Genomic DNA, 18,870 nt, shown 5'->3' with positions numbered 1-18,870 from the left:
ATGACTGCGCCGGTGTGGATGGCTTCGCCGCCTGAGGTGCATTCAGTGCTCCTCAGCAGCGGTCCTGGCCCCGGGTCGCTGATGGCGGCCGCGGGTGCTTGGTCCGCGCTGAGCGCTGAATATGCCTCGGCGGCAAGCGATCTCACCTCGCTGCTCGGCGCGGTACAGGCAGGCGCATGGCAGGGTCCGAGCGCCGAAGAATACGTCAGCGCGCACCTGCCCTACCTGGCATGGCTCACCGAGGCCAGCGCGAACAGCGCCGGCGCGGCAGCCCAGCACGAGATCGCCGCGGCTGCCTACACCACCGCGTTGGCCGCGATGCCGACGCTTCCGGAGTTGGCGACCAACCACGTCATCCACGGCGTGCTGATCGCGACGAACTTCTTTGGTATCAACACGATTCCGATTGCTCTCAACGAAGCCGACTACGCCCGGATGTGGATCCAGGCGGCCACCACGATGGCGACTTACCAGGGGATCGCCGGCTCGGCGCTGGCGTCGTCTCCGCGTACCGAGGCCGCCCCACCGGTGCTGAAGTCCAACAATGCGTTGTCTGCGGCGGCCAGTCCGCCGTCGTCGGGAAACTTCCTGACCGACATCTACAACCAGTTCGTGGCGCTCCTTCAGGATCCGAGCGGGACGCTCAGCGCTATCCTCGCCAACCCGAGCCAGTGGTTCCCGCTGTTGTTCTTCATCGCCTACGAGGCGTTCTTCATCCCGTTTGGAACGACCTTCTGGTCGGTCCTGCTCAGTTCGCCGGCGTTCTTGCCGCTCATCCTCGCTCTCGCGCTCAGCACCTTGGCGAATCCGGCTGCACCGGAGCCGGCGCCCGATGTGGTTGGGGCGCCTGGGTTTCGGGGCGGACAGCCCGGCGGGATGCCGGCCGCGGCGCCTGCGACGACGGGTGGGGCAGCCGCCGCGACCAGTGGGTCGACCTCGGCGGCCGGCGCGACGGCCGGGGCCACGCCCACGGCGGCACCGGCGCCCGCTTTCGCATACATGGTGGGCGGGATGGATCCCGACGACGGCCCCGGACCGACGCTGATCGACCGCGACGAGACCAAGGCGCCGGCCGGCTCGATCGCCGCCGCTGCCGCGGTTGCCGCGGCGAGCCCCGCCAAGTCGCGGGCGCGGCGCCGCAGGCGCGCGATGCAACACGACCATTACGACGAATTCGCCGACATGGACGTCGATGTCGACCCCGACTGGGGCACCCAGGACGACCGGGAGCTCGTTTCGGCGGCGGTGGCCTCGGGCAGTGGTTCGGGTTCGCTGGGGTTCGCCGGCACGGTGGGCAAGGACGGTGCTGCAGAGGCCTCGGGACTTGCGAGGTTGAGCAGCAACGAATTTGGTGATGGTCCGCGCATGCCGATGGTGCCGGGCACATGGGAGCAGCAGGCACGTGAGGGGCACAGCTGGGAGGGGGAGCGCAACTGAGGTGTTGGCGTGGCAACGGTAATCAAATGAGGAAAGGATTTCAGGGATGAGTTTGTTGGATGCTCACATTCCGCAGTTGGTGGCGTCGCAGTCGGCGTTTGGTGCCAAGGCGGGGTTGATGCGGTCGACGATCGGTCAGGCCGAGCAGGAGGCGATGTCGGCGCAGGCCTTTCATGCCGGCGATTCGGCGGCGGCGTTTCAGGCCGCGCATGCCCGGTTCGTCGCGGCGGCGGCGAAGGTGAATTCGCTGCTGGATATCGCGCAGGCGAACTTGGGCGATGCGGCGGGTACTTATGTGGCCGCTGACAGTGCTGCGGCGAGCAGCTACCCGGGCTTCTGAAACCAGGTCTGACAGAAAGGGTTTGTGATGTCGCAGATCATGTACAACTACCCGGCGATGCTGGCGCATTCGGCGGACATGGCCGGCTACGCCGGCACCATCCAGAGCCTGGGTGCCGATATCTCCGCCGAGCAGGCCGCGCTGCAGTCGGCGTGGCAGGGTGACACCGGGATGAGCTATCAGGCCTGGCAGGCACAGTGGAACCAGGCACTGGAGCAATTGGTGCTGTCGTATCGGGCGATGGCGAGCACGCACGAGAACAACACCACCTCGATGCTGGCCCGCGACTCGGCCGAAGGCGCCAAGTGGGGCGCTTAGGTCCCCAGCGTCAATGACTAACGAGCCCAACGCCGTCGAGCTGACCGTCGATCAGGCGTGGTGCATCGCCGAAACCGTGGAAGCGGGAACGTTTCCGTGGGTCTTGGCGATCACCACGCCATACACTGATGCCGCCGAACGGGGTGCGTTCCTCGCAACCCAGACCGCCGAACTGGCCCGCATGGGCCTGGTGTCGGCCGACGGCGTCATCAATCCGGCGGTCGCCGACTGGATTCGGGTGGTGTGCTTTCCGGAGCGGTGGCTGGACCTGCGCTACGTCGGGTCCGCCGCCGCCTCTGGGGGCGACGATCTGCTGCGCGGCATCATTGCCCGGCGCGGTCGCAAAACTGTTGTGGCGCTGCGTAATGCGCAGCTGGTCACCTTCACGGCGATGGATATTGATGACTCCCGCGCGCTGGTGCCGGTCCTCGGTGTCGGCCTTGCGCAGCGCCCGCCGGCGCGGTTCGACGAATTCAGCCTGCCTGCCCAGGTCGGGGCGCGGGCCGACGAGCGGCTGCGCAACGGTGCGCCGCTCACCGAAGTCCTTGACTACCTGGGTATCCCGCAGTCAGCGCGGCCCGTGGTCGAATCGGTGTTTACCGGGCCGCGCAGCTACGTGGAGATCGTCGCGGGCTCTCACCATGACGGCCGGCACACCAGCACCGAGGTCGGCATGAGCCTCGTCGACACCGAACTGGGCAGGGTCCTGGTCAGCCCGTCGCGGGCGTTCGACGGCGAGTGGATCTCCACCTTCGCACCCGGCACGTCATTCGCCGTCGCCGTTGCCGTCGAACAGCTCACCGGCCAACTGCCGGACGGCCACTGGTTTGAGGGCAACCGGCTCTCCCGAGACTTCAGCAGCACCAACCCACAAACTGTCTGATTCACCAAGAGAAAGAGAAGCAATGTTCCGCAGAATCCTGAGGAGTCGGTGATGTCCAGCACTGTCATACCCATCGTGCGGGTCGCCATCCTTGCGGACAGTCGCCTGACCGAGATCGCCCTGCCCGCAGACCTGCCGCTGCGCGAAATCCTGCCGGCTGTCGAACGTTTGGTCGTTCCGGCCGTCGCTGACGACGCCGCGGGCACCGAACCCGCCACTCCCGCGCGACTCAGCCTCGCGCCGATCGGGGGCGCACCGTTCAGCCTGGACGCAAGTCTGGGCACAGTCGGCGTCGTCGACGGCGATCTGTTGGCTTTGCAGCCGGTACCGGTCGGGCCCGCCGCGCCCGGCATCGTCGAAGACATCGCCGACGCGGCCGTCATCTTCTCGACGTCGCGGCTGAAGCCCTGGGGTACCACGCACATCCAGCGCGGCGCGATCGCGGCGCTGATCGGATTGGTCTGGGCGGCAACCGGTCTCGGGGTTGTCCACCGAGTGGCCACCGGCTCGCCGATCGGGACGATCGCGGTGGGCGCCATCGCGCTGCTCGCCGTGGTGGCCGCCCTGATCGCGCGCTCGCCGCGGGTCGCCGGTGCCCTCGCCGGCGGCGCCCTGGTGCCGATCGCCGCGGCGCTGGCGCTGGCGGTGCCGGGACACTTCGGCGCGCCGCAGGTGACGCTGGCAGCGGCCGGCGTCGCCGCATGGTCGCTGATCACCCTGGTCCTGCGCGAAAACCATGGCGCCATAGCCTTCTTTACCGCGACCACCGTGCTGGGCGTGGGCGTGCTGCTGGCCGCCGGCGCGAGCTCGCTGTGGCAGCTGCCGTTGGTGACGTTGGGCGCAGGCCTTCTCGTGGTCGCGTTGCTGGTGACCATCGAAGCCCCCCAGCTGTCCGCGCTGTGGGCACGCTTCCCGCTGCCGGTCATTCCCGCGCCCGGTGATCCCACCCCGTCGGCGCCGTCGTCGCGAGTCCTCGCCGACCTGCCGCGGCGGGTGCGGATCAGCGACGGGCACCAGACCGGATTCATCGCCGGCGCCGTCCTGCTCAGCGTGATCGGGTCGATGGCCATCGCGTGGCGGCCGGAAACGTTGTCCCCCTGGGGCTGGTATGTGATCGCGGCGACCGCGGCCGCGGCTGCGTTGCGGGCGCGAGTATGGGATTCGGCCGCGTGCAAGGCGTGGCTGTTGGCCCAGCCGTTCCTGGTCGCGGTCGGCCTGGTCGTGCTCTACTCCGCGACCGCGGACTACCTGACGGCTCTGGTGCTCGCGGCGGTGCTCGCGATCCTGGTGCTGGCGTGGGTCGTGGTCGCGCTGAGCCCGACGATCGCGAAGCCCGAGACCTACTCGCTGCCGCTGCGCCGCCTCGTCGGTTTCGTCGCGTCGGGAATCGACGCGTCGCTGATTCCGGTGATCGCCTACCTGGTCGGACTGTTCGAATGGGTGCTCAATCGATGAGTTCTGCTCGCACTCGGCGATTCGGTTGTCTCGCAGCGGCTTTGGTAGCCGTGGTGTGGGCTTGCCCGCCCGCGCTGGCGATCGACCGGCCGCAGGTCGATCCCGGCGCGCCGCCCCCTCCCGGCGCGCCCGGTCCGGCGGCGCCGATGGAAAAGAGCGGCGAGTGCAGCTCCACCGGCGCCATCTCGGGCACCGACTTCAAAGCGGTGCCCCCGAGCCAGCAGATTCTCGATCCCGCTGCGGCATGGCGGTTTTCCCGCGGTGACGGTCAACTGGTCGCCGTTCTCGACACCGGTGTGCGGCCGGGGCCCCGGCTACCCGGTGTGCAACCCGGTGGTGACTACGTCGAGTCCACCGATGGGCTCACCGACTGCGACGGGCGCGGAACCGCGGTTGCCGGCCTGATCGCCGGCCAGCCCAGCGACGACGGCTTCACCGGGATCGCCCCGGGCGCCAAAGTGGTGTCGTTGCGGGTGACTTCGTCGAAGTTCGCGGCTCGCGGTGTCGGAGGCGACCCCAGCCTGGCGAAGGCGGTCGTCGACGTGACCGCGCTCGGCCGCGCGATCGTCCACGCCGCCGATCTCGGGGCCCGGGTCATCACCGTCTCGGGAATCACCTGCGTGCCCGCCGATCGCAACGTCGACCAGGGGGCACTGGGAGCCGCGATCCGCTATGCCGCAGTCGACAAAGACGCGGTGATCGTCGCCGCGGCCGGCAACGTCGGCGCTGCCGGCGCCGCCAGCGGAGCGGCGTGCGATTCCAATCCGCTCACCGACCTGAGCCATCCCGGTGATCCGCGTAACTGGGACGGCGTCACGTCGGTGTCGGTGCCGTCGTGGTGGCAGCCCTATGTGCTGTCGGTCGGCTCGCTGACCCCCGGCGATCAGCCGTCGAAATTCACGATGGCCGGTCCGTGGGTGGGTATCGCGGCTCCCGGCGAGAGCATCGTGTCGGTGAGCAATCGCGACGACGGCGGACTCGCCAACGGCCTGCCGAACGAGCACCAGCAGCTGGTGCCGCTGGCGGGCACGAGCTACGCCGCCGGATACGTTGCCGGAGTCGCGGCGTTGGTCCGCAGTAAGTACCCGGAGCTGAACGCCACTCAGGTGATCCAGCGGATCACCGGGTCGGCGCACAACGGCGCCCGGGCGCCGTCGAACGTGGTCGGTGCCGGTGCCGTGGATCCGGTGGCCGCGCTTACCTGGGACCTTCCCGCCGCCAATGGCGACAAGTCACCCATCAAACATGTTGCGGCGCCGCCGGAACCCGCGAAGAAGAGCCCGTGGCCCCGGATCGTCGCATTCGGTGGAACCGCCGCTCTGGTATTGGCAGTCGTGGCCGCCGCCGCGATCGCCGCACGCCGACGAAAGGAACCAACACTGTGAGCGCGCACCCATCCACCTCACCGCCCACCGGACGGATCACGTTGGTGCTGTTGGCCGTTGCGGCCGCCGCCCCCGCCTTCCCGTGGCACTCGGTGCGTGAACGCTGGGTGCTCGGCGTCGCGATTTTCGCGGTGATCGTGCTGCTGGCGCGCTGGCGGGGACTGCCCGTCACCACGATCCTGTACCGCCGGCTGGCGATCCTGCGCCCCAACCGGGGGGCCCGTCGGGCTGAGGAGTCGGTCACCGATGTGCGCACCACCGCGCTGCTGCGGGTGACGCCGCCACTGGGCGATGCCGACTCGCTGCCGCTGCCACTTGTCGCGAGCTACGCGCAGCGCTACGGCCTGCGGGCCGATGCCATCAGGGTCACCAGTCGCGACAGCACGTCGGAGGTCGGCACCCGCGAACGCGAAACCTGGATTGGCATAACCCTTTCCGCGGCCGACAATCTCGCGGCACTGCAGGCCCGTTCGGCACAGATTCCGCTGCACGAGACCGCCGAGGTCGCGGCGCGCCGGCTGGCGGATCATCTGCGCGAGAGCGGCTGGACCGCTGCCGTCGCGAATCCCGACGACGTGCCGTCGCCGTTCCCGCGTCCGGCGAAGGAGACCTGGGTCGGTCTCAGCCAGGGCAGCTCGAATTACGTTGCCGCCTATGGCGTCAAGGTCGACACCGCGCTGCCCAACACGCTCGCGGCGATCTGGTCGTACCCGGTCCGCGAAGTCTGGACGGCCGCCGAGGTGTCCGGTTCGGGCGATAACCAAACCCTGGCGGTCGCTTGCGCATTCCGCACCGATGCCAAACCGGCCGCCAGTGGGCCACTGCCCGGGCTGATTTCGAAGTCCGGCATCCAGCGTGCGGCGTTGACCGCGTTGGACCCGCTGTCGAATCAGCGTCTGGACGGCCACGTCGCGCTTCCCGATTCGCTGCTCCTGGAGCGACTGCGCTGGGCCAGCACCGCCCAGCCGCAGCCGGTCGCGTAACTAGCCGAACAAATCCGCGGCGTTGTCATGGAACACGCCGCGCAGCCACGCGTCGTCGATGCCGGGCAACCGCGTCAGTGATCGCATGGCGTCGGCGTAGCCATGGGGGATGTTGGGAAAGTCGCTGCCGAAAAGGATGCGGTCGCCCAAGTCGCGCAGCCGATTCAGCTGCGAAGGCGGGAACGGCATGACTTCGTCGATGAACGGCGTGAACGCCATCGTGGTATCGAGGCGGACGTCGACCGAACCCTCACAGATGTCCATGAACTCGACATACTCGGGCATGCCTAGATGCGCGACGATCAGCCGCAGCCGCGGGAAACGTTGCAGCAAAAGCCGTATCGGCTCGGGCCCGGTGTGCTCGCCGGGCGCCGGGCCGGACCCGCAGTGAATGACAACGGGTATCCGGGCGTCCTCGATGGCGCCCCAGACCGGGTCGAGGAGCGGATCGTTGGGTTCGTAGCGGCCCACTTGGACGTGCGCCTTGAAGACCTGCGTTCCGGCATCGATCGCGGTCGCCACGTACACACCGGCGTCCGGCTCGGGGTAAAACGTCGCGGTGGCAAGGCAATCCGGTGTCTCCCGAGCGAATTGCACTGCCCACTGGTTGAGCCAGGCCGCCATATCGGGCTTGTGTGGGTAGACCAAGGCGGTAAAGCGGCGCACACCGAATCGCCTCAGCATCTCGACGCGTTCGGACTCCGCCGTTCGATAGGCGATCGGCCACTCGCGGCCGACCAGCGGTCCGGCGGAATCGAAGTAACGCCACACCTTGTCCATCACCGATTTCGGCATGAAGTGGGTGTGGACGTCGATCACGCCAGGCAAGCCCAGCGCCGACCAGACCTGCCGTACCTCGGCGGCCTCGTCTTCGTCGGGCATGGTCCGTCCTCGGCTCGTCTGGCAGGCGGGTAATACCGTTTGTCTATATCAGTCGGCCCGACCGCTGTTGAACAGGAGGACCCCATGTGGGATCCGGAAGTCTATCTCGACTTCGCCGATCACCGCGCCCGTCCGTTCTACGACCTGCTCGCCCGCGTGGCGGCCAAGGATCCGCGTCGGGTGGTCGACCTTGGCTGCGGCCCGGGTAACCTCACCGGTCAGCTGGCCCGCCGCTGGCCCGGGGCCGTCATCGAGGCCATCGACAGCTCGCCGGAGATGGTGGACGCCGCCCGACGGCGTGGGGTGGACGCGTCGGTCGGTGACCTGAGAACCTGGACGCCGCAACCCGATACTGACGTCGTGCTGAGCAATGCCGCGATGCATTGGCTGCCCGAGCACCGCGAACTGTTCGTGCGTTGGGCCGCTCAATTGGCCGCCGGGTCGTGGATCGCGGTCCAGATGCCGGGAAACTTCGAATCTCCGTCACACGCAGCGGCGCGCCTTGTCGCAAGCCGTGAGAAATTCGCAAATAGGCTGCGCGACATCCCGTTTCAAGTCGGAAAAGTGGTCGACGAGCCAACCCAATACGCCGAGCTGCTGATTGACGCCGGGTGTACCGTCGACGCCTGGGAGACCACCTACGTCCATCAACTCACCGGCGAGCATCCGGTGCTGGACTGGATCAGCGGGAGCGCGCTGACACCGGTCAAAGAACGGCTCAATGAGCGGGACTACCAATACTTTTGCGACGAGCTCATTCCGTTGCTGGCCCAAGCGTATCCGTCCCGGCCGGACGGGACCACGTTCTTCCCGTTTCGGCGGGTGTTCTTCGTCGCCCGGGTCGGCGGCTGAGCTACTCCGGCAGTCCCAGCCGCCGGGCGTCGTCGCGGTAGCGCTCCTCCCACTCATCCGTGTGCTCGTCGGCCAGGCGTTCCGGAGTGTGGTCCGGGGCCAGCCGGGGATCTTGACCGATCGCCTTCAACACCGTCGCGACGATCGAGGACAAGTTGCGCCACAGCGCCGGATAGGGCACATCGATCGGCTCGATGCCTTCTTCGGCGAACCAGGCGCGCCAGCACTCGTCCTGCTCGCGCAGCATGGTGACGACGTGGGCGATCGCGCCGGCGTGATAGGTGGCCCGCGAGTCGTGCTCAGGGTGCGGTCGGCCACGCCACATCCGGGTCTGCACTGCCCGCCAGAACGACACCGCCTGCGACACCACATCAGGGCGGTGAACATGCACATAGACCGGCTCGCTGCCGATCACGTCCCGAATGGCCGCCCGCAGACCGTCACCGGAGCGATCCGGCAGCGTCGACGCGCGCTGCTGCAGCAGTGGTGTCTGGTTCCACATCAGCTTCCCGCCCCAGACCCCGTTCGGCGTGCGGCCCGCACTGCGGATGTGTTCACGCCAGGCGACCGACGATGCGGTATCCGGTGTCCCGGGGTCCAGTGGGTCGAGCAGGTGCAGGATCGTCTCGTCCTCGGCATCGGCGAACCACTGGCGTGGCTGCGGCGCCATCCCCGTGGTCGGCAGGTATTGGAAGAACTCCTGCGGCTCGCCCGCGCTGCCGGTGGCCCGCAGCGACTCGGCCAACAACGTGCTGCCGCAGCGCTGCGAGGCGAGCACGAGATAGGGCGTCGGATGCGCGGGCACCGAGAGAGCCTAACCGCACACCCGGGGGTCGTGTTCAGGGATCCGTTTGGCGGGTTGCCTCGTCGATTCCCCGATCGGCGGCAATACCGGACCGACTGGTCGGAGCCTTCTCGTGAATCTGCAGATACGTTTCGGTGTACCGGGCGGCAATGCGGGTGCCAGCGAAATCCGACGGTATGACGTCGCCGGTCCGCTGGCGCCAATCATGTAGGCGGACAGCAAGATCGGCGGCGATCTGATCGGCGCCGTCATTGCCATCCGTGGTCAGCAGGTTGTTGGTTTCGGTGGGATCTGAGCGCAGGTCGTAGAGTTCGCGTTCCGGTCGCGGGGCGGTGACCATCGCAGCGACGGCGTGCCCGGAGGGGCTTTCCTCGATGTCCCATGGGAGATCCAACAGCGGTCGTTGTGCGTAGTTTTCGATGTAACTGAAATCCTTCGTCCGGATCGCGCGAATGGGATCGAACGAGTCGTGATAGGTCTTGGCGGTGTAGACGTGGTCGCGCACGGGCTCGGAATGGTCCTGGGTAAGCAGCGCCTGGGCGTGTGAGATTCCTTCGATGTCGGCCGGCTTTGCGACGCCAAGCAATTCCAACAGCGTGGGGACCAGGTCGACGCCGCTGAAGAGGTCGTCGTATACCTTGTGCGGCACGCTCATTCGCGTCGGTGGCCGGACGATCAGTGCGATTCCGGTGCCCGCTTCGTACAGTGTCGACTTGGCCCGCGGAAAAGCCGCGCCGTGGTCGGTGAGGAAGACCACCCATGTGCTGGCGTCCAGCCCGGTGTCGGCAAGTGTGTCCAGTATTCGGCCGACGGCCGCGTCGGCGGTGGTGATCGACCCGTAAAACTCAGCCAGATCCTGGCGTACCTCAACGGTATTGGGCAGATAGTCGGGCATCTCGACAGCGTCGATGTCGGCGGGCTCGTAGCGGTCCCGCGGATAGGGCCGGTGAGTTTCGAAAAAGCCTGCCGTCAGCAGGAAGGGCTGCCCGGTGTGGTGGTTGCGCAGCCAATGCTCGGCCTGCTCGACGACATACTCGCAGTACGAGTTCGAGACGTCGAATTCGTCGAAACCCAGCCGCGCCGGATGAGAGGTCTCGTGTTGCATCCCGAAAAGAGCTGAGTACCAGCCGGATTCAGCGAGAATCTGAGGTAGCGTGCGAACGCCGGGGCGATACTCCCAGCCGTGGTGAGCCAGCCCGACCAGGCCGTTGCTCTGTGGATAGCGGCCGGTGAACAGCGATCCGCGCGACGGTGAGCACAGCGGTGCGGTGGCGTGCGCGCGGGTGAACAGGATGCCTTCGCCGGCCAGCTGATCGAGCCGGGGGCTCGAGACGTCGGCGTGACCGTAGACGCCGAGATAGCGGCCCAAGTCGTGCCAGTGCACGAGCAGCACGTTGTCGCGGTGCGCGTCTGGGCCGCGACCCGGGCCGCTCACCACTGCGGCGGCGGAGGCGGGCCGGGCGGCCACGGTCCACCGCCCGGATAATCGCCGGGCCTCGGGCCGCTCGTCAGATGCGGCGGCATTCCCAACAGCACCCGGAAGGCCGGGACGAACATCAATCCTCCGACGACCGCGATGACCAGACCTGCAATCAGGTCGTAGGTAATTCGGCTGGTTGCGCCGTAACGAGCTTCGAGTCCGATCGACAAGACAAGCATGACGATGCCGCCGCCGAGGATCAGGAATTGGCCCGTCTGCCTCTTCACGAACAGCATCACCGCGCCGCCGGCCACGGCGAGGCACGCCGCGATGATCAGGAAGAGGCAGACGACCATCGCCACCGGAACAGTGGGCACCATCTTCTCGATCTGCTGTCGGCACATGTGGGCGTACTCGCCGCCGAACCGGTTGCACACGTCCGCGGCACGCGACACCGAACTATTCAGGTTGATCCAAAGCGTCAGCGTGAGGATCGCGCCCAGCAGCCCCAGTAACCCGATCGCGGCCAGGCTGATCCAGCCGAAGGTCTGCTGTGACGTCGGGGCCGGCGTAGGTGGGCCATAGCCGCTCCACTGTGGTGGGCCGTATCCGGGCTGGGGCGGTTGTTGGCCGTAATCGTCCGGACCGGGTGGGGGTCCCCACTGTGGAGGTGGACCCGGCGGCGGTGGTTGCACCCCGGCATCGTAACCGCCGCCGGGCCGATCAATTCGGATGCGCGATGCGCTATGCGCCGGGTAGGACGATGCGGCGCCGGGCGCGATATCCAGGTCGGACCGGATAGCCGCCGTGTGCGGCCAGCGAGCGCACTTGGCGAAGCGCAAAGTCGCGACCCCGGCCGGACTCGGGGATCACGACGCCGGCCCACAACCCCTCGGCGCCCGGTGTCTCCCACGCTTCGCGTGCGCACCGCCAGCGAAGGGGGCAGGCGCGGCAGAGAGCTTTTGCCTCGTCGTCCGGGTTGGTGGTCCATCGTTCCGGGTCGGTAGTGCAGACCGGCACGAATTCGTCGGACGCCGCGGTGAGCGTTACCACGGTGGCAGTCATTGCTTGTATCCCTCCTGTTGCGATGCGGACGCATCGCTGTTGCTACGACTCTAGGGTTTCTGTAGCAGCAATGCAACGGTTAAAGCGAAGCACTGCTTCAAAAAGTCGATGACCCGCCGGGCATGCACTGCCTCGGTGCCACTGACGTGCCCAAACGATTCGGCAGCGGTGCTATGGTGAGCAGGCTAAGGGTCGAGTAAGACCGACAAAACGTAGCGACAAGCGCGGCAGGTCGACACTAGAACCGAAGCATCAGGCAGCCGCTGTGGCACCCCCCGGCCCGGCAATGCGTAGCACCGATTCGACATAGGAGCGTGATGACAACCGGCCAGAGCGCCTCCGCGTCCACACCCGATTTGTTGATCCGGATCGGAGCCCAGTCGCATCCGCTGAGCGCCGACAAGGGCGTCGCCGTCATCGGCAGAGACCCCTCGGCGACGGTGCGCGTCAACGACGGCCGGATCTCACGCTCGCATCTGCGGCTCGAGCCGCGCCACGACGGCTGGCAGGTGATCGACACCAGCACCAACGGGATGTTCATCGACGGAGTGCGTCGCAACTCGGCGCTGATCACTGCTCCGGTGACGATCCATTTGGGCGATGCGGACGGGATTCCGGTGACGCTCGTGCCCGGCGGGCCGCGCGAGGAGACCGTGCGGACCGCTGTCGAGCCCGAGGCAGACGACGAGGACAACTGGGACGAGTTGGCCGAGACCGACCCAGACGTGGCCCGGGCCGGTCGCGCGGTCGCCGCCCGTCGCCGCGAACTCGACATCACCCAACGCAGCCTGGCCCGGGACAAGGTCATCAACGCGGGCACGTTGATCGCGTTCGAAAAGGGACGCAGCTGGCCGCGCCGCGGAACCCTGGCCAAGTTGGAGGAGGTGCTCAATTGGCCCGCCGGCACCATCACGCGGATTCGCAACGGCGGTTCGGTCGCCGTCGGCAACGAGGTCACCGAGGTGCTGACGGATACCGTTCAGGCGCCGCTGATGGCCGAGGCGGTCGAACTGGCCATGCACAGCATCGGCACCGCGGTCAGCGCGCTACCCGACCCGTCGGATCCGGGCTTCACCCGGCAGGCCACACCGATCCTGGCCAATCTGCGTCAGCTCGAGACCGTGGCCGCCAACGCGGCACGCAATGCCCGCGGCACCCCGTCGGTGGTGCTGGCACTCAGCGCCGTCCGGCGGCGATACAACGAACTGATGCTGCGCGCCGCCGAGTCGCCGTCCGCCACCCTGGGCCAGCGGGTCTACGGCGCGCGACACAGTGCGGAATTGAGCGTCGAAGAGGCCGCCAACGCGGCGGGCGTGTCGACGGAGACTCTGCTTGACGCCGAGGCCGAGCGTCCCGTGCCGCCGGACGCCGTCGCGGCGATCAACACGCTCATCGCGCAACTCGCGATGAGCTGAGGTTCATGTCGCGGCGTGCGGCGGCTGACCCCAGTGGTTCTCCGACACGAATTCGGAGAGCGGGCGTCCCAGCGCCCAGCCGTCCAATTCCAGCGAGGGGCGGTCGGGGAAATCCGGCACCGGGCCGAGGCACAGGATCGCGACCGGCTCCGCATCGGCGGGCATCGACAACAGCGACGCCAGCCTCGGCGGATCGAACAGCGACACCCACCCCATCCCGAGACCCTCGGATCGTGCTGCGAGCCAAAGGTTTTGGATAGCGCACGACACCGACGCCAAGTCCATCTGCGGCATGGTGCGTCTGCCGAACACGTAGCTGCCCCTGCCGTCGGACAGGGCGACGACAAGCAACTCCGCGCAATCGAGGATGCCCTCGACCTTGAGCGCGAGAAATTCCTGTGCCCGCGGACCCAGCGCGTGCGCGGTCTGCAGACGCTCCTCGTCGACCAGCGCGTGAATGCGCTTGCGTAATTCGTCGTCGGTGATCCGGATGAATCGCCATGGCTGCATCAGCCCGACGTTGGGGGCCGCGTGGGCCGCCTGCAACAACCGGGCCAAGACGTCTTCGGACACCTTGCTGTTCGGGACGAATCGCCGCATGTCGCGTCGCTCGGCGATCACCCGGTAGATGGCCAGCCGCTCGGGCGTGCTGAATGCGTGATCGTCCACAACGCCATCGTAGGAACCGCGGCCCGTCTCGGCGGTCAACTGTGGCACTCGACGCGTCGGCCGCGGTCGACCAGACTCATCGAAAGAACCCACGGAAGGGATGGCCTCATGAAAATCCCCGAGTCGCTGGAGCAATTGCCGATTAATGGCAGTCGGTCTCGCGTCTACGGCGAGCCCTATCGGACGGCGGATGGCGCCACGGTGATCCCGGTTTCCAAGGTCCGCGCGGGCGCGTCGACGCCGGTCGGCATATTCGTCATCCAGGGCGACACCCCACGATGGGTCGCCGCGGTCGACGCCGATCGGATCGCGCTGATCGGGGTCATCACCGGGTTGATCGCGGCGGTGCTCGGCAGTCTGGCCGTACTGCGCCGGCCGCCGTGGCCGGACCTGTCGGCGACGTCAGCGGTGTGGTTGCAGCCTAAGGGCGGTAAGTGACCCCGACCGCGCGCAGTACGTATTCCGGCGGCATATCGAAGGTCAGTGAACGCCGCGGCAACTTGGCCAGCACCTCGTCGGGAATGTCGAGCTTGTACTGCAGGGACAGGTGACCGGAGAAGGTCTCGTCCAGATCGTCCACGTCGGCTTCCACCTGTAGCCCGGTCGACGAGATCTCCACTGTTGCCGCGCCGGATTGCGTTGCGTCCCAACGTACGTCGACGGTCGGGCCGGCGAGTTTGGGCAAGGATGACAGTGTCGCCAGTGTGCGCTGCGAGGTGAACACGACCGACCCGACGTAGCTCGCGACGCTGTGCGCCGACCGCAGGCCCGGGATGGCACCGCTGAATCGGCGCGTGACGGGAACAAAGTCGGCGAGATGGATAAGCCCCTCGGCTTCGACGGCGGCCCGCACGTCGGCGGGCAGCTTGCCGACGCCGAAGAGCCTGCGGACGAAGACCGGCATCACTCCAGTATTACCGCCGAAACTTGTCGGACCCTGGTGTGAGGATGCAGTTATGTCCGTGACCGCAGCGCCGCCCGAGGTGGTGAGCCGTTCCGAGCGTCTTGAGGGCTTATTCGAGGAGATGTCGGAGCTGGCCGGTCAGCGCAACGCCATCGATGGGCGCATCGTGGAGATCGTTGCCGAAATCGATCGCGACGGACTGTGGGGTGCGACGGGTGCGCGGTCGGTGGCGGCGTTGGTGGCCTGGAAGCTCGGTGCCTCGTCGGGGCATGCGCACACGATCACGACGGTGGCGCGCCGGCTCGAGGAGTTTCCCCGCTGCGCGACGGGCATGCGGGAGGGTCGACTGTCGCTAGATCAACTCGGCGTCATCGCAGGACGAGCGGGCGAGGGCTCCGACGCCCATTACGCGCAGCTGGCCGCGGTCGCGACGGTCAACCAGTTGCGCACCGCGGTCAATCTGGAACCGCGACCTGAGCCCGATGCTGGCCCGCAACCGGGGCCCTCGATCACCAAGACCGCCGACGAGCAGTTCAGCTGGTGGCGGATCAAACTTGGGCACCTGGACGCGGCGACGTTCGACGCGGCGCTGGCATCTCATCGTGACGCGTTAGTCGCCGAGTGGAAGCGCGTTCACGACCAGGGCGCATCGGATATCGTGCCGCCGTTGCCGGGCACCCTCGAGGCGTTCATGCGGCTGGTCGAGTCGGGCTGGGACGCCGAAGCGGCCCGTCGGCCACACGGGCATCACACCACGGTGGTGGTGCACGTCGATGTTGAGAAGTCCGCTGCTGCATTGCATCTGGGTCCGCTGCTCACCGACGCTGAACGCCAAGAGCTGACCTGCGATGCCACCTGCGAGGTGTGGTTCCAACGCCACGGCGAGGTGATCGGCGCCGGCCGCGCCACCCGGACGATCAACCGGCGGCTGCGCCGCGCGCTCGAGCACCGCCACCCCACCTGCGCGGTGCCTGGCTGTGAGGCCACCCGCGGTCTGCACGCCCACCACATCCGGCACTGGGAAGACGGCGGTGACACCGAGCTGGCCAACCTGGTACTGGTGTGCCCGTATCACCACCGCTTGCACCACCGGGGACTCATCACCATCACCGGACCCGCCGATCAACTCGTCGTCACCGATGAAGACGGCGACCCACTGAGCTCAGCATCACTTGCACGGCCTCCCAAGCTTCCCCCGCCCGCCGTCCCGCCATGGACCGGGCCACTCGGCGAACGCGCCGACTGGTGGTGGTACACGCCCTTCCAACCCAAAGCACCACCGTCAAACAACTAGAGCTCAAACGCTCCGCGGCACAGAGGAATTCGATTCCGATACCCGCACCTCAGCGCGCCCGCTTACCCAGCCGCAACCGATAGCGGACCAGGCCGGCGAGGACGATGCCCAGCACCGCCAGCATGACGACGTCCTGCAGCCACGCGCCGGCCACATGTCGCCACAACCGGTCCGCGGGCAGTCCGGCCTCGACGCTGTTGAGGTCGACGGTCGAGGCCGAGGCCGCGAAACCCCAACGCGCAGGCACGAACCAGGCCAGCTGATCCAGGACCAGCCGTCCCGTCACCGGAATCAGGCCGCCGGCCAGCACCATCGACACCATGATCGTCACCACCAGCATCGGCAGCACCTGCTCGGTGGAACGGGCCAACGACGATAGCGTCAACCCGACCATCGCCGACGTGATCGCGGTCAGCGCCAGGCCCAGGTACAGCTCCAGAACTCCTTGCGCCACACCATGTCCCAGCAACGCACCGCCGTGCGTGGGTGCGCCCTTGCCGATCGTCATGATGGCCACCATCACCGCGATGCCGATCAGCGCCGCGACGCTGTAGACAATCACCTTCGCGATCAGATAGGCCGATGCGGACAGTCCGACGGCCCGCTCGCGCTGAAAGATCATTCGCTCGCCGACGAGATCGCGGACCGTGAGCGCGGTGCCCAGAAACACCGCGCCGATGTTGAGCAGGATCAGGATGTCGATCGGCTCCTCTGTCGGGCCGGCGGGTCCGAACCCGGTGCTGCCGGGCACTGCCAACGACAGCACGCCGAGGACAAAAGGCAGCACCGCCAGGAACGCGAAATAGCCGCGATCGGAGGTGATCAGCCGAGTCTGGCGGCGTACCAGCGTCAATACCTGCCGCCACGAACTGGTCCGCGGGGGCTGCCCCAGCGGCGCCGCGCCCGCGGTCGGCGACGGTCGGCGCGGCGAAGCGGGGTGACGGGACAGGTACGCCCGATGCGCGGCGTCGGGGTCGGTGCTGACGCGGGCGAAGATGTCGGCCCAGTCGGTGCTGCCCATCACCGGCCCGATCTGCTCGGGCGGGTCGGCGAACGCGGTTTTGCCGCCCGGCGCCAGCAATAGGATCTGGTCGCACATGCCGACATAGGTCAGCGAATGCGTGACGACGATGACCACGCGCCCGGCGTCGGCGAGCCGCCGCAGCATCGTCATCACCTGACGATCCAGCGCGGGGTCGAGCCCCGACGTCGGCTCGTCGAGGATCAGCAGCGACGGGCCGGTCAGCAGCTCCATCGCCACCGACGCGCGCTTGCGCTGTCCGCCGGACAACTTGTCGACGCGAGTGCCCTTGTGCGGCGTCAATTCCAGCTCGTCGAGCACCCGCTCGACGACTTCGCGACGGTCCTCGGCAGTGGTGTCGGGCGGCAGCCGCAACTCGGCGGCGAAGTTCAGTGCCTGCTCGACGGTGAGTTGCCGGTGGACGACGTCGTCCTGGGGCACCATCCCGATCCGCGAGCGCATCGAGGCGTACTCGGCGTGCACGTCGTGTCCGTCGAACGCGACCAGCCCCGCGCTGCGCGGCAGCGCACCGCCGATCAGCTTGACCAGTGTGGATTTTCCGGCCCCGGACGGCCCGATCACCGCGGTCAGCGTCCCGGGCTTCGCGGTGAACGAGACGTCCTGCAGCAGTTGGCGGCCGTCGATCGTCAACGCCAAGCCGTGCGCGGTGAGGCCGCTGATCCGAGTCGCGGCGGGCTGGGGGACGAGGGTGTTGCCGGTCGCGAGCAGGTCGGTGTTCCCGATCGTGACGATGTCGCCGTCGCGCAGCCTCGCGGTGGTGATCAGCGTCCCGTTGACGAAAGTGCCGTTGCTGCTGTTGTTGTCGCGGATCTCGAGGCCGGCCGGCGTGGACTGCAGCGTCGCGTGCACGCGGGAAGCCAGCGCGTCCTCCACGACGATGTTGTTGCTTTTGGCCCGCCCGATCGTCGCCGAGCCCTGGGACCGGACCGGGGACGGCCGACTCGGCGGCGGCGGCGACGGCGCCGGGCGCAGCGGTGGCCGCGGGTGCGCCTGGGTCGGGGGCACCGACGGTGGAGCACTCGGCGGCCGCCCGGCGGGACGGCCCGCCGGGCGAAATGCTGTCGTCGCGGGGTTGTCGCCGCGGGCCGGCGACGACGGCGAGGGCGCGACGCGGAACGTCAACGTCGGGCCACGCGGGCTGCCCAGCGCGACGCTCAGGCGATCCCGGATCGGGATCACGTTCGCCCGCGAGCCGTCGATGAAGAGCCCGTTTTGGCTCTTGTCCACTGCCACCCAGTTGCGGCCGTCGAACCGCAGGATCGCGTGTACCCGCGAGATCAGCGTCAGGTCGTCGGGGTTGATGTCCTGGAAGCAGATGTCACATTCGCGACCGCGGCCGACGATGACGTCCCGGTCGTGCGGGAAGGTGTACATCGCCGACCCGAGCCAGACCGTCAGCGGCGGCACATCGACACCGCTCGCCGTGGCGAACTTGGTGGTACGGCCGTCGTCGGGGGGCGGACGGCTGTGATCTGTCGGTGACATCTATCGCTTTCTATACCCGAGGATCCAGGGGGCAACTCTTACGAACATATCGGTGCACCAGCGACGAAGGTGGCGAGCGGTGCGCCGCGGCCGCGCGGTGACCCGATCGACGCTAAACCTTGACTTGACCCACCGATCCGACTGCGCCGACGATAAGACGGTGCGCCGACTGCACCCCCCTTGGGAGCTGTCGCCAGGGGTACAACGGCTGCGCACACCGCAGCGCACAGTAGACC

At 67.8% G+C, this 18,870-nt stretch carries 19 protein-coding genes; 11 read left to right on the top strand and 8 right to left on the bottom strand.

Annotation, left to right across the window (positions count from 1 at the left end):
* The 7 genes from A5658_RS26290 to eccE are packed head-to-tail and all read left to right on the top strand — an operon-like array spanning position 1 to position 6,801.
* Positions 1-1,437 (top strand): PPE family protein, encoded by a 1,437-nt coding sequence (locus A5658_RS26290; RefSeq protein ID WP_067342323.1) that lies wholly within the window; start codon positions 1-3, stop codon positions 1,435-1,437.
* Positions 1,438-1,483: 46 nt separating this feature from the next.
* Entirely contained in the window at positions 1,484-1,777 is a 294-nt protein-coding gene (esxG, locus tag A5658_RS26285; RefSeq protein WP_067342322.1) for a type VII secretion system protein EsxG, read from the top strand.
* A 27-nt stretch (positions 1,778-1,804) separates the two neighbouring features.
* Complete coding sequence (locus A5658_RS26280) at positions 1,805-2,095, top strand: WXG100 family type VII secretion target (RefSeq protein WP_067342320.1); 291 nt, start codon at positions 1,805-1,807, stop codon at positions 2,093-2,095.
* A 13-nt stretch (positions 2,096-2,108) separates the two neighbouring features.
* Positions 2,109-2,978 carry an ESX secretion-associated protein EspG gene (locus A5658_RS26275; protein ID WP_067342318.1) on the top strand — a complete coding sequence of 290 codons (870 nt, stop codon included), beginning with the start codon at positions 2,109-2,111 and terminating at the stop codon, positions 2,976-2,978.
* A 51-nt stretch (positions 2,979-3,029) separates the two neighbouring features.
* A complete protein-coding gene (gene eccD / locus A5658_RS26270) occupies positions 3,030-4,433 on the top strand; it encodes a type VII secretion integral membrane protein EccD (RefSeq protein WP_156751664.1) in 1,404 nt (467 codons plus the stop codon).
* On the top strand, positions 4,430-5,818 hold the full coding sequence (mycP, locus tag A5658_RS26265; protein WP_067342314.1) for a type VII secretion-associated serine protease mycosin: 1,389 nt from the start codon (positions 4,430-4,432) through the stop codon (positions 5,816-5,818). Before eccD ends, mycP begins: the two co-directional genes overlap by 4 nt.
* The gene (gene eccE / locus A5658_RS26260) at positions 5,815-6,801 is read left to right on the top strand and encodes a type VII secretion protein EccE (RefSeq protein ID WP_067342313.1); all 987 of its coding nucleotides are present in this window, start codon (positions 5,815-5,817) and stop codon (positions 6,799-6,801) included. The genes mycP and eccE overlap by 4 nt, the downstream gene beginning before the upstream one ends.
* Here eccE and A5658_RS26255 read toward each other — a convergent pair whose 3' ends face one another.
* Positions 6,802-7,683, bottom strand: a complete 882-nt coding sequence (locus tag A5658_RS26255; protein WP_067342311.1) for an amidohydrolase family protein — start codon at positions 7,681-7,683, stop codon at positions 6,802-6,804.
* A gap of 84 nt (positions 7,684-7,767) precedes the next feature.
* On the opposite strand from A5658_RS26255, the gene A5658_RS26250 reads away from it, so the two are divergent.
* Positions 7,768-8,535 carry a trans-aconitate 2-methyltransferase gene (locus A5658_RS26250; protein WP_067342310.1) on the top strand — a complete coding sequence of 256 codons (768 nt, stop codon included), beginning with the start codon at positions 7,768-7,770 and terminating at the stop codon, positions 8,533-8,535.
* Position 8,536: 1 nt separating this feature from the next.
* Here the strand turns inward: A5658_RS26250 and A5658_RS26245 are convergent, their stop codons facing one another.
* Genes A5658_RS26245 through A5658_RS26230 form a run of 4 tightly spaced genes read right to left on the bottom strand, consistent with a single transcriptional unit; the run spans position 8,537 to position 11,825 of the window.
* Complete coding sequence (locus tag A5658_RS26245; RefSeq protein ID WP_067342308.1) at positions 8,537-9,340, bottom strand: Stf0 family sulfotransferase; 804 nt, start codon at positions 9,338-9,340, stop codon at positions 8,537-8,539.
* Positions 9,341-9,374: 34 nt separating this feature from the next.
* Positions 9,375-10,775, bottom strand: coding sequence for a sulfatase (locus A5658_RS26240; protein ID WP_156751668.1), 1,401 nt, complete (start codon positions 10,773-10,775; stop codon positions 9,375-9,377).
* Complete coding sequence (locus A5658_RS26235; RefSeq protein WP_067342306.1) at positions 10,772-11,455, bottom strand: hypothetical protein; 684 nt, start codon at positions 11,453-11,455, stop codon at positions 10,772-10,774. The genes A5658_RS26240 and A5658_RS26235 overlap by 4 nt, the downstream gene beginning before the upstream one ends.
* A 49-nt stretch (positions 11,456-11,504) precedes the next feature.
* Positions 11,505-11,825 (bottom strand): WhiB family transcriptional regulator, encoded by a 321-nt coding sequence (locus tag A5658_RS26230; RefSeq protein ID WP_067342305.1) that lies wholly within the window; start codon positions 11,823-11,825, stop codon positions 11,505-11,507.
* A gap of 317 nt (positions 11,826-12,142) precedes the next feature.
* On the opposite strand from A5658_RS26230, the gene A5658_RS26225 reads away from it, so the two are divergent.
* A complete protein-coding gene (locus A5658_RS26225) occupies positions 12,143-13,240 on the top strand; it encodes an FHA domain-containing protein (protein WP_082993434.1) in 1,098 nt (365 codons plus the stop codon).
* 3 nt (positions 13,241-13,243) lie between these two features.
* On the opposite strand, the gene bluB is transcribed toward A5658_RS26225, so the two are convergent.
* Positions 13,244-13,909 (bottom strand): 5,6-dimethylbenzimidazole synthase, encoded by a 666-nt coding sequence (bluB, locus tag A5658_RS26220; protein ID WP_082993439.1) that lies wholly within the window; start codon positions 13,907-13,909, stop codon positions 13,244-13,246.
* A 108-nt stretch (positions 13,910-14,017) separates the two neighbouring features.
* On the opposite strand from bluB, the gene A5658_RS26215 reads away from it, so the two are divergent.
* Positions 14,018-14,347 (top strand): hypothetical protein, encoded by a 330-nt coding sequence (locus A5658_RS26215; protein WP_067342303.1) that lies wholly within the window; start codon positions 14,018-14,020, stop codon positions 14,345-14,347.
* Here A5658_RS26215 and A5658_RS26210 read toward each other — a convergent pair.
* Positions 14,331-14,813, bottom strand: a complete 483-nt coding sequence (locus A5658_RS26210) for a hypothetical protein (protein WP_067342301.1) — start codon at positions 14,811-14,813, stop codon at positions 14,331-14,333. The genes A5658_RS26215 and A5658_RS26210 overlap by 17 nt on opposite strands.
* A gap of 52 nt (positions 14,814-14,865) precedes the next feature.
* On the opposite strand from A5658_RS26210, the gene A5658_RS26205 reads away from it, so the two are divergent.
* Positions 14,866-16,107, top strand: coding sequence for an HNH endonuclease signature motif containing protein (locus A5658_RS26205; RefSeq protein ID WP_067342299.1), 1,242 nt, complete (start codon positions 14,866-14,868; stop codon positions 16,105-16,107).
* A gap of 49 nt (positions 16,108-16,156) precedes the next feature.
* Here the strand turns inward: A5658_RS26205 and A5658_RS26200 are convergent, their stop codons facing one another.
* Positions 16,157-18,523 carry an ATP-binding cassette domain-containing protein gene (locus tag A5658_RS26200; RefSeq protein ID WP_067342508.1) on the bottom strand — a complete coding sequence of 789 codons (2,367 nt, stop codon included), beginning with the start codon at positions 18,521-18,523 and terminating at the stop codon, positions 16,157-16,159.
* Between the last annotated feature and the right edge of the window lie 347 nt (positions 18,524-18,870).

It is taken from the genome of Mycobacterium sp. 1245111.1 (assembly GCF_001673405.1).
In the GTDB taxonomy this organism is placed as follows: Bacteria; Actinomycetota; Actinomycetes; order Mycobacteriales; family Mycobacteriaceae; genus Mycobacterium.
The sequence above is the reverse complement of the archived record's forward strand: the minus strand, read 5'-3'. Positions and strand labels throughout refer to the sequence as shown.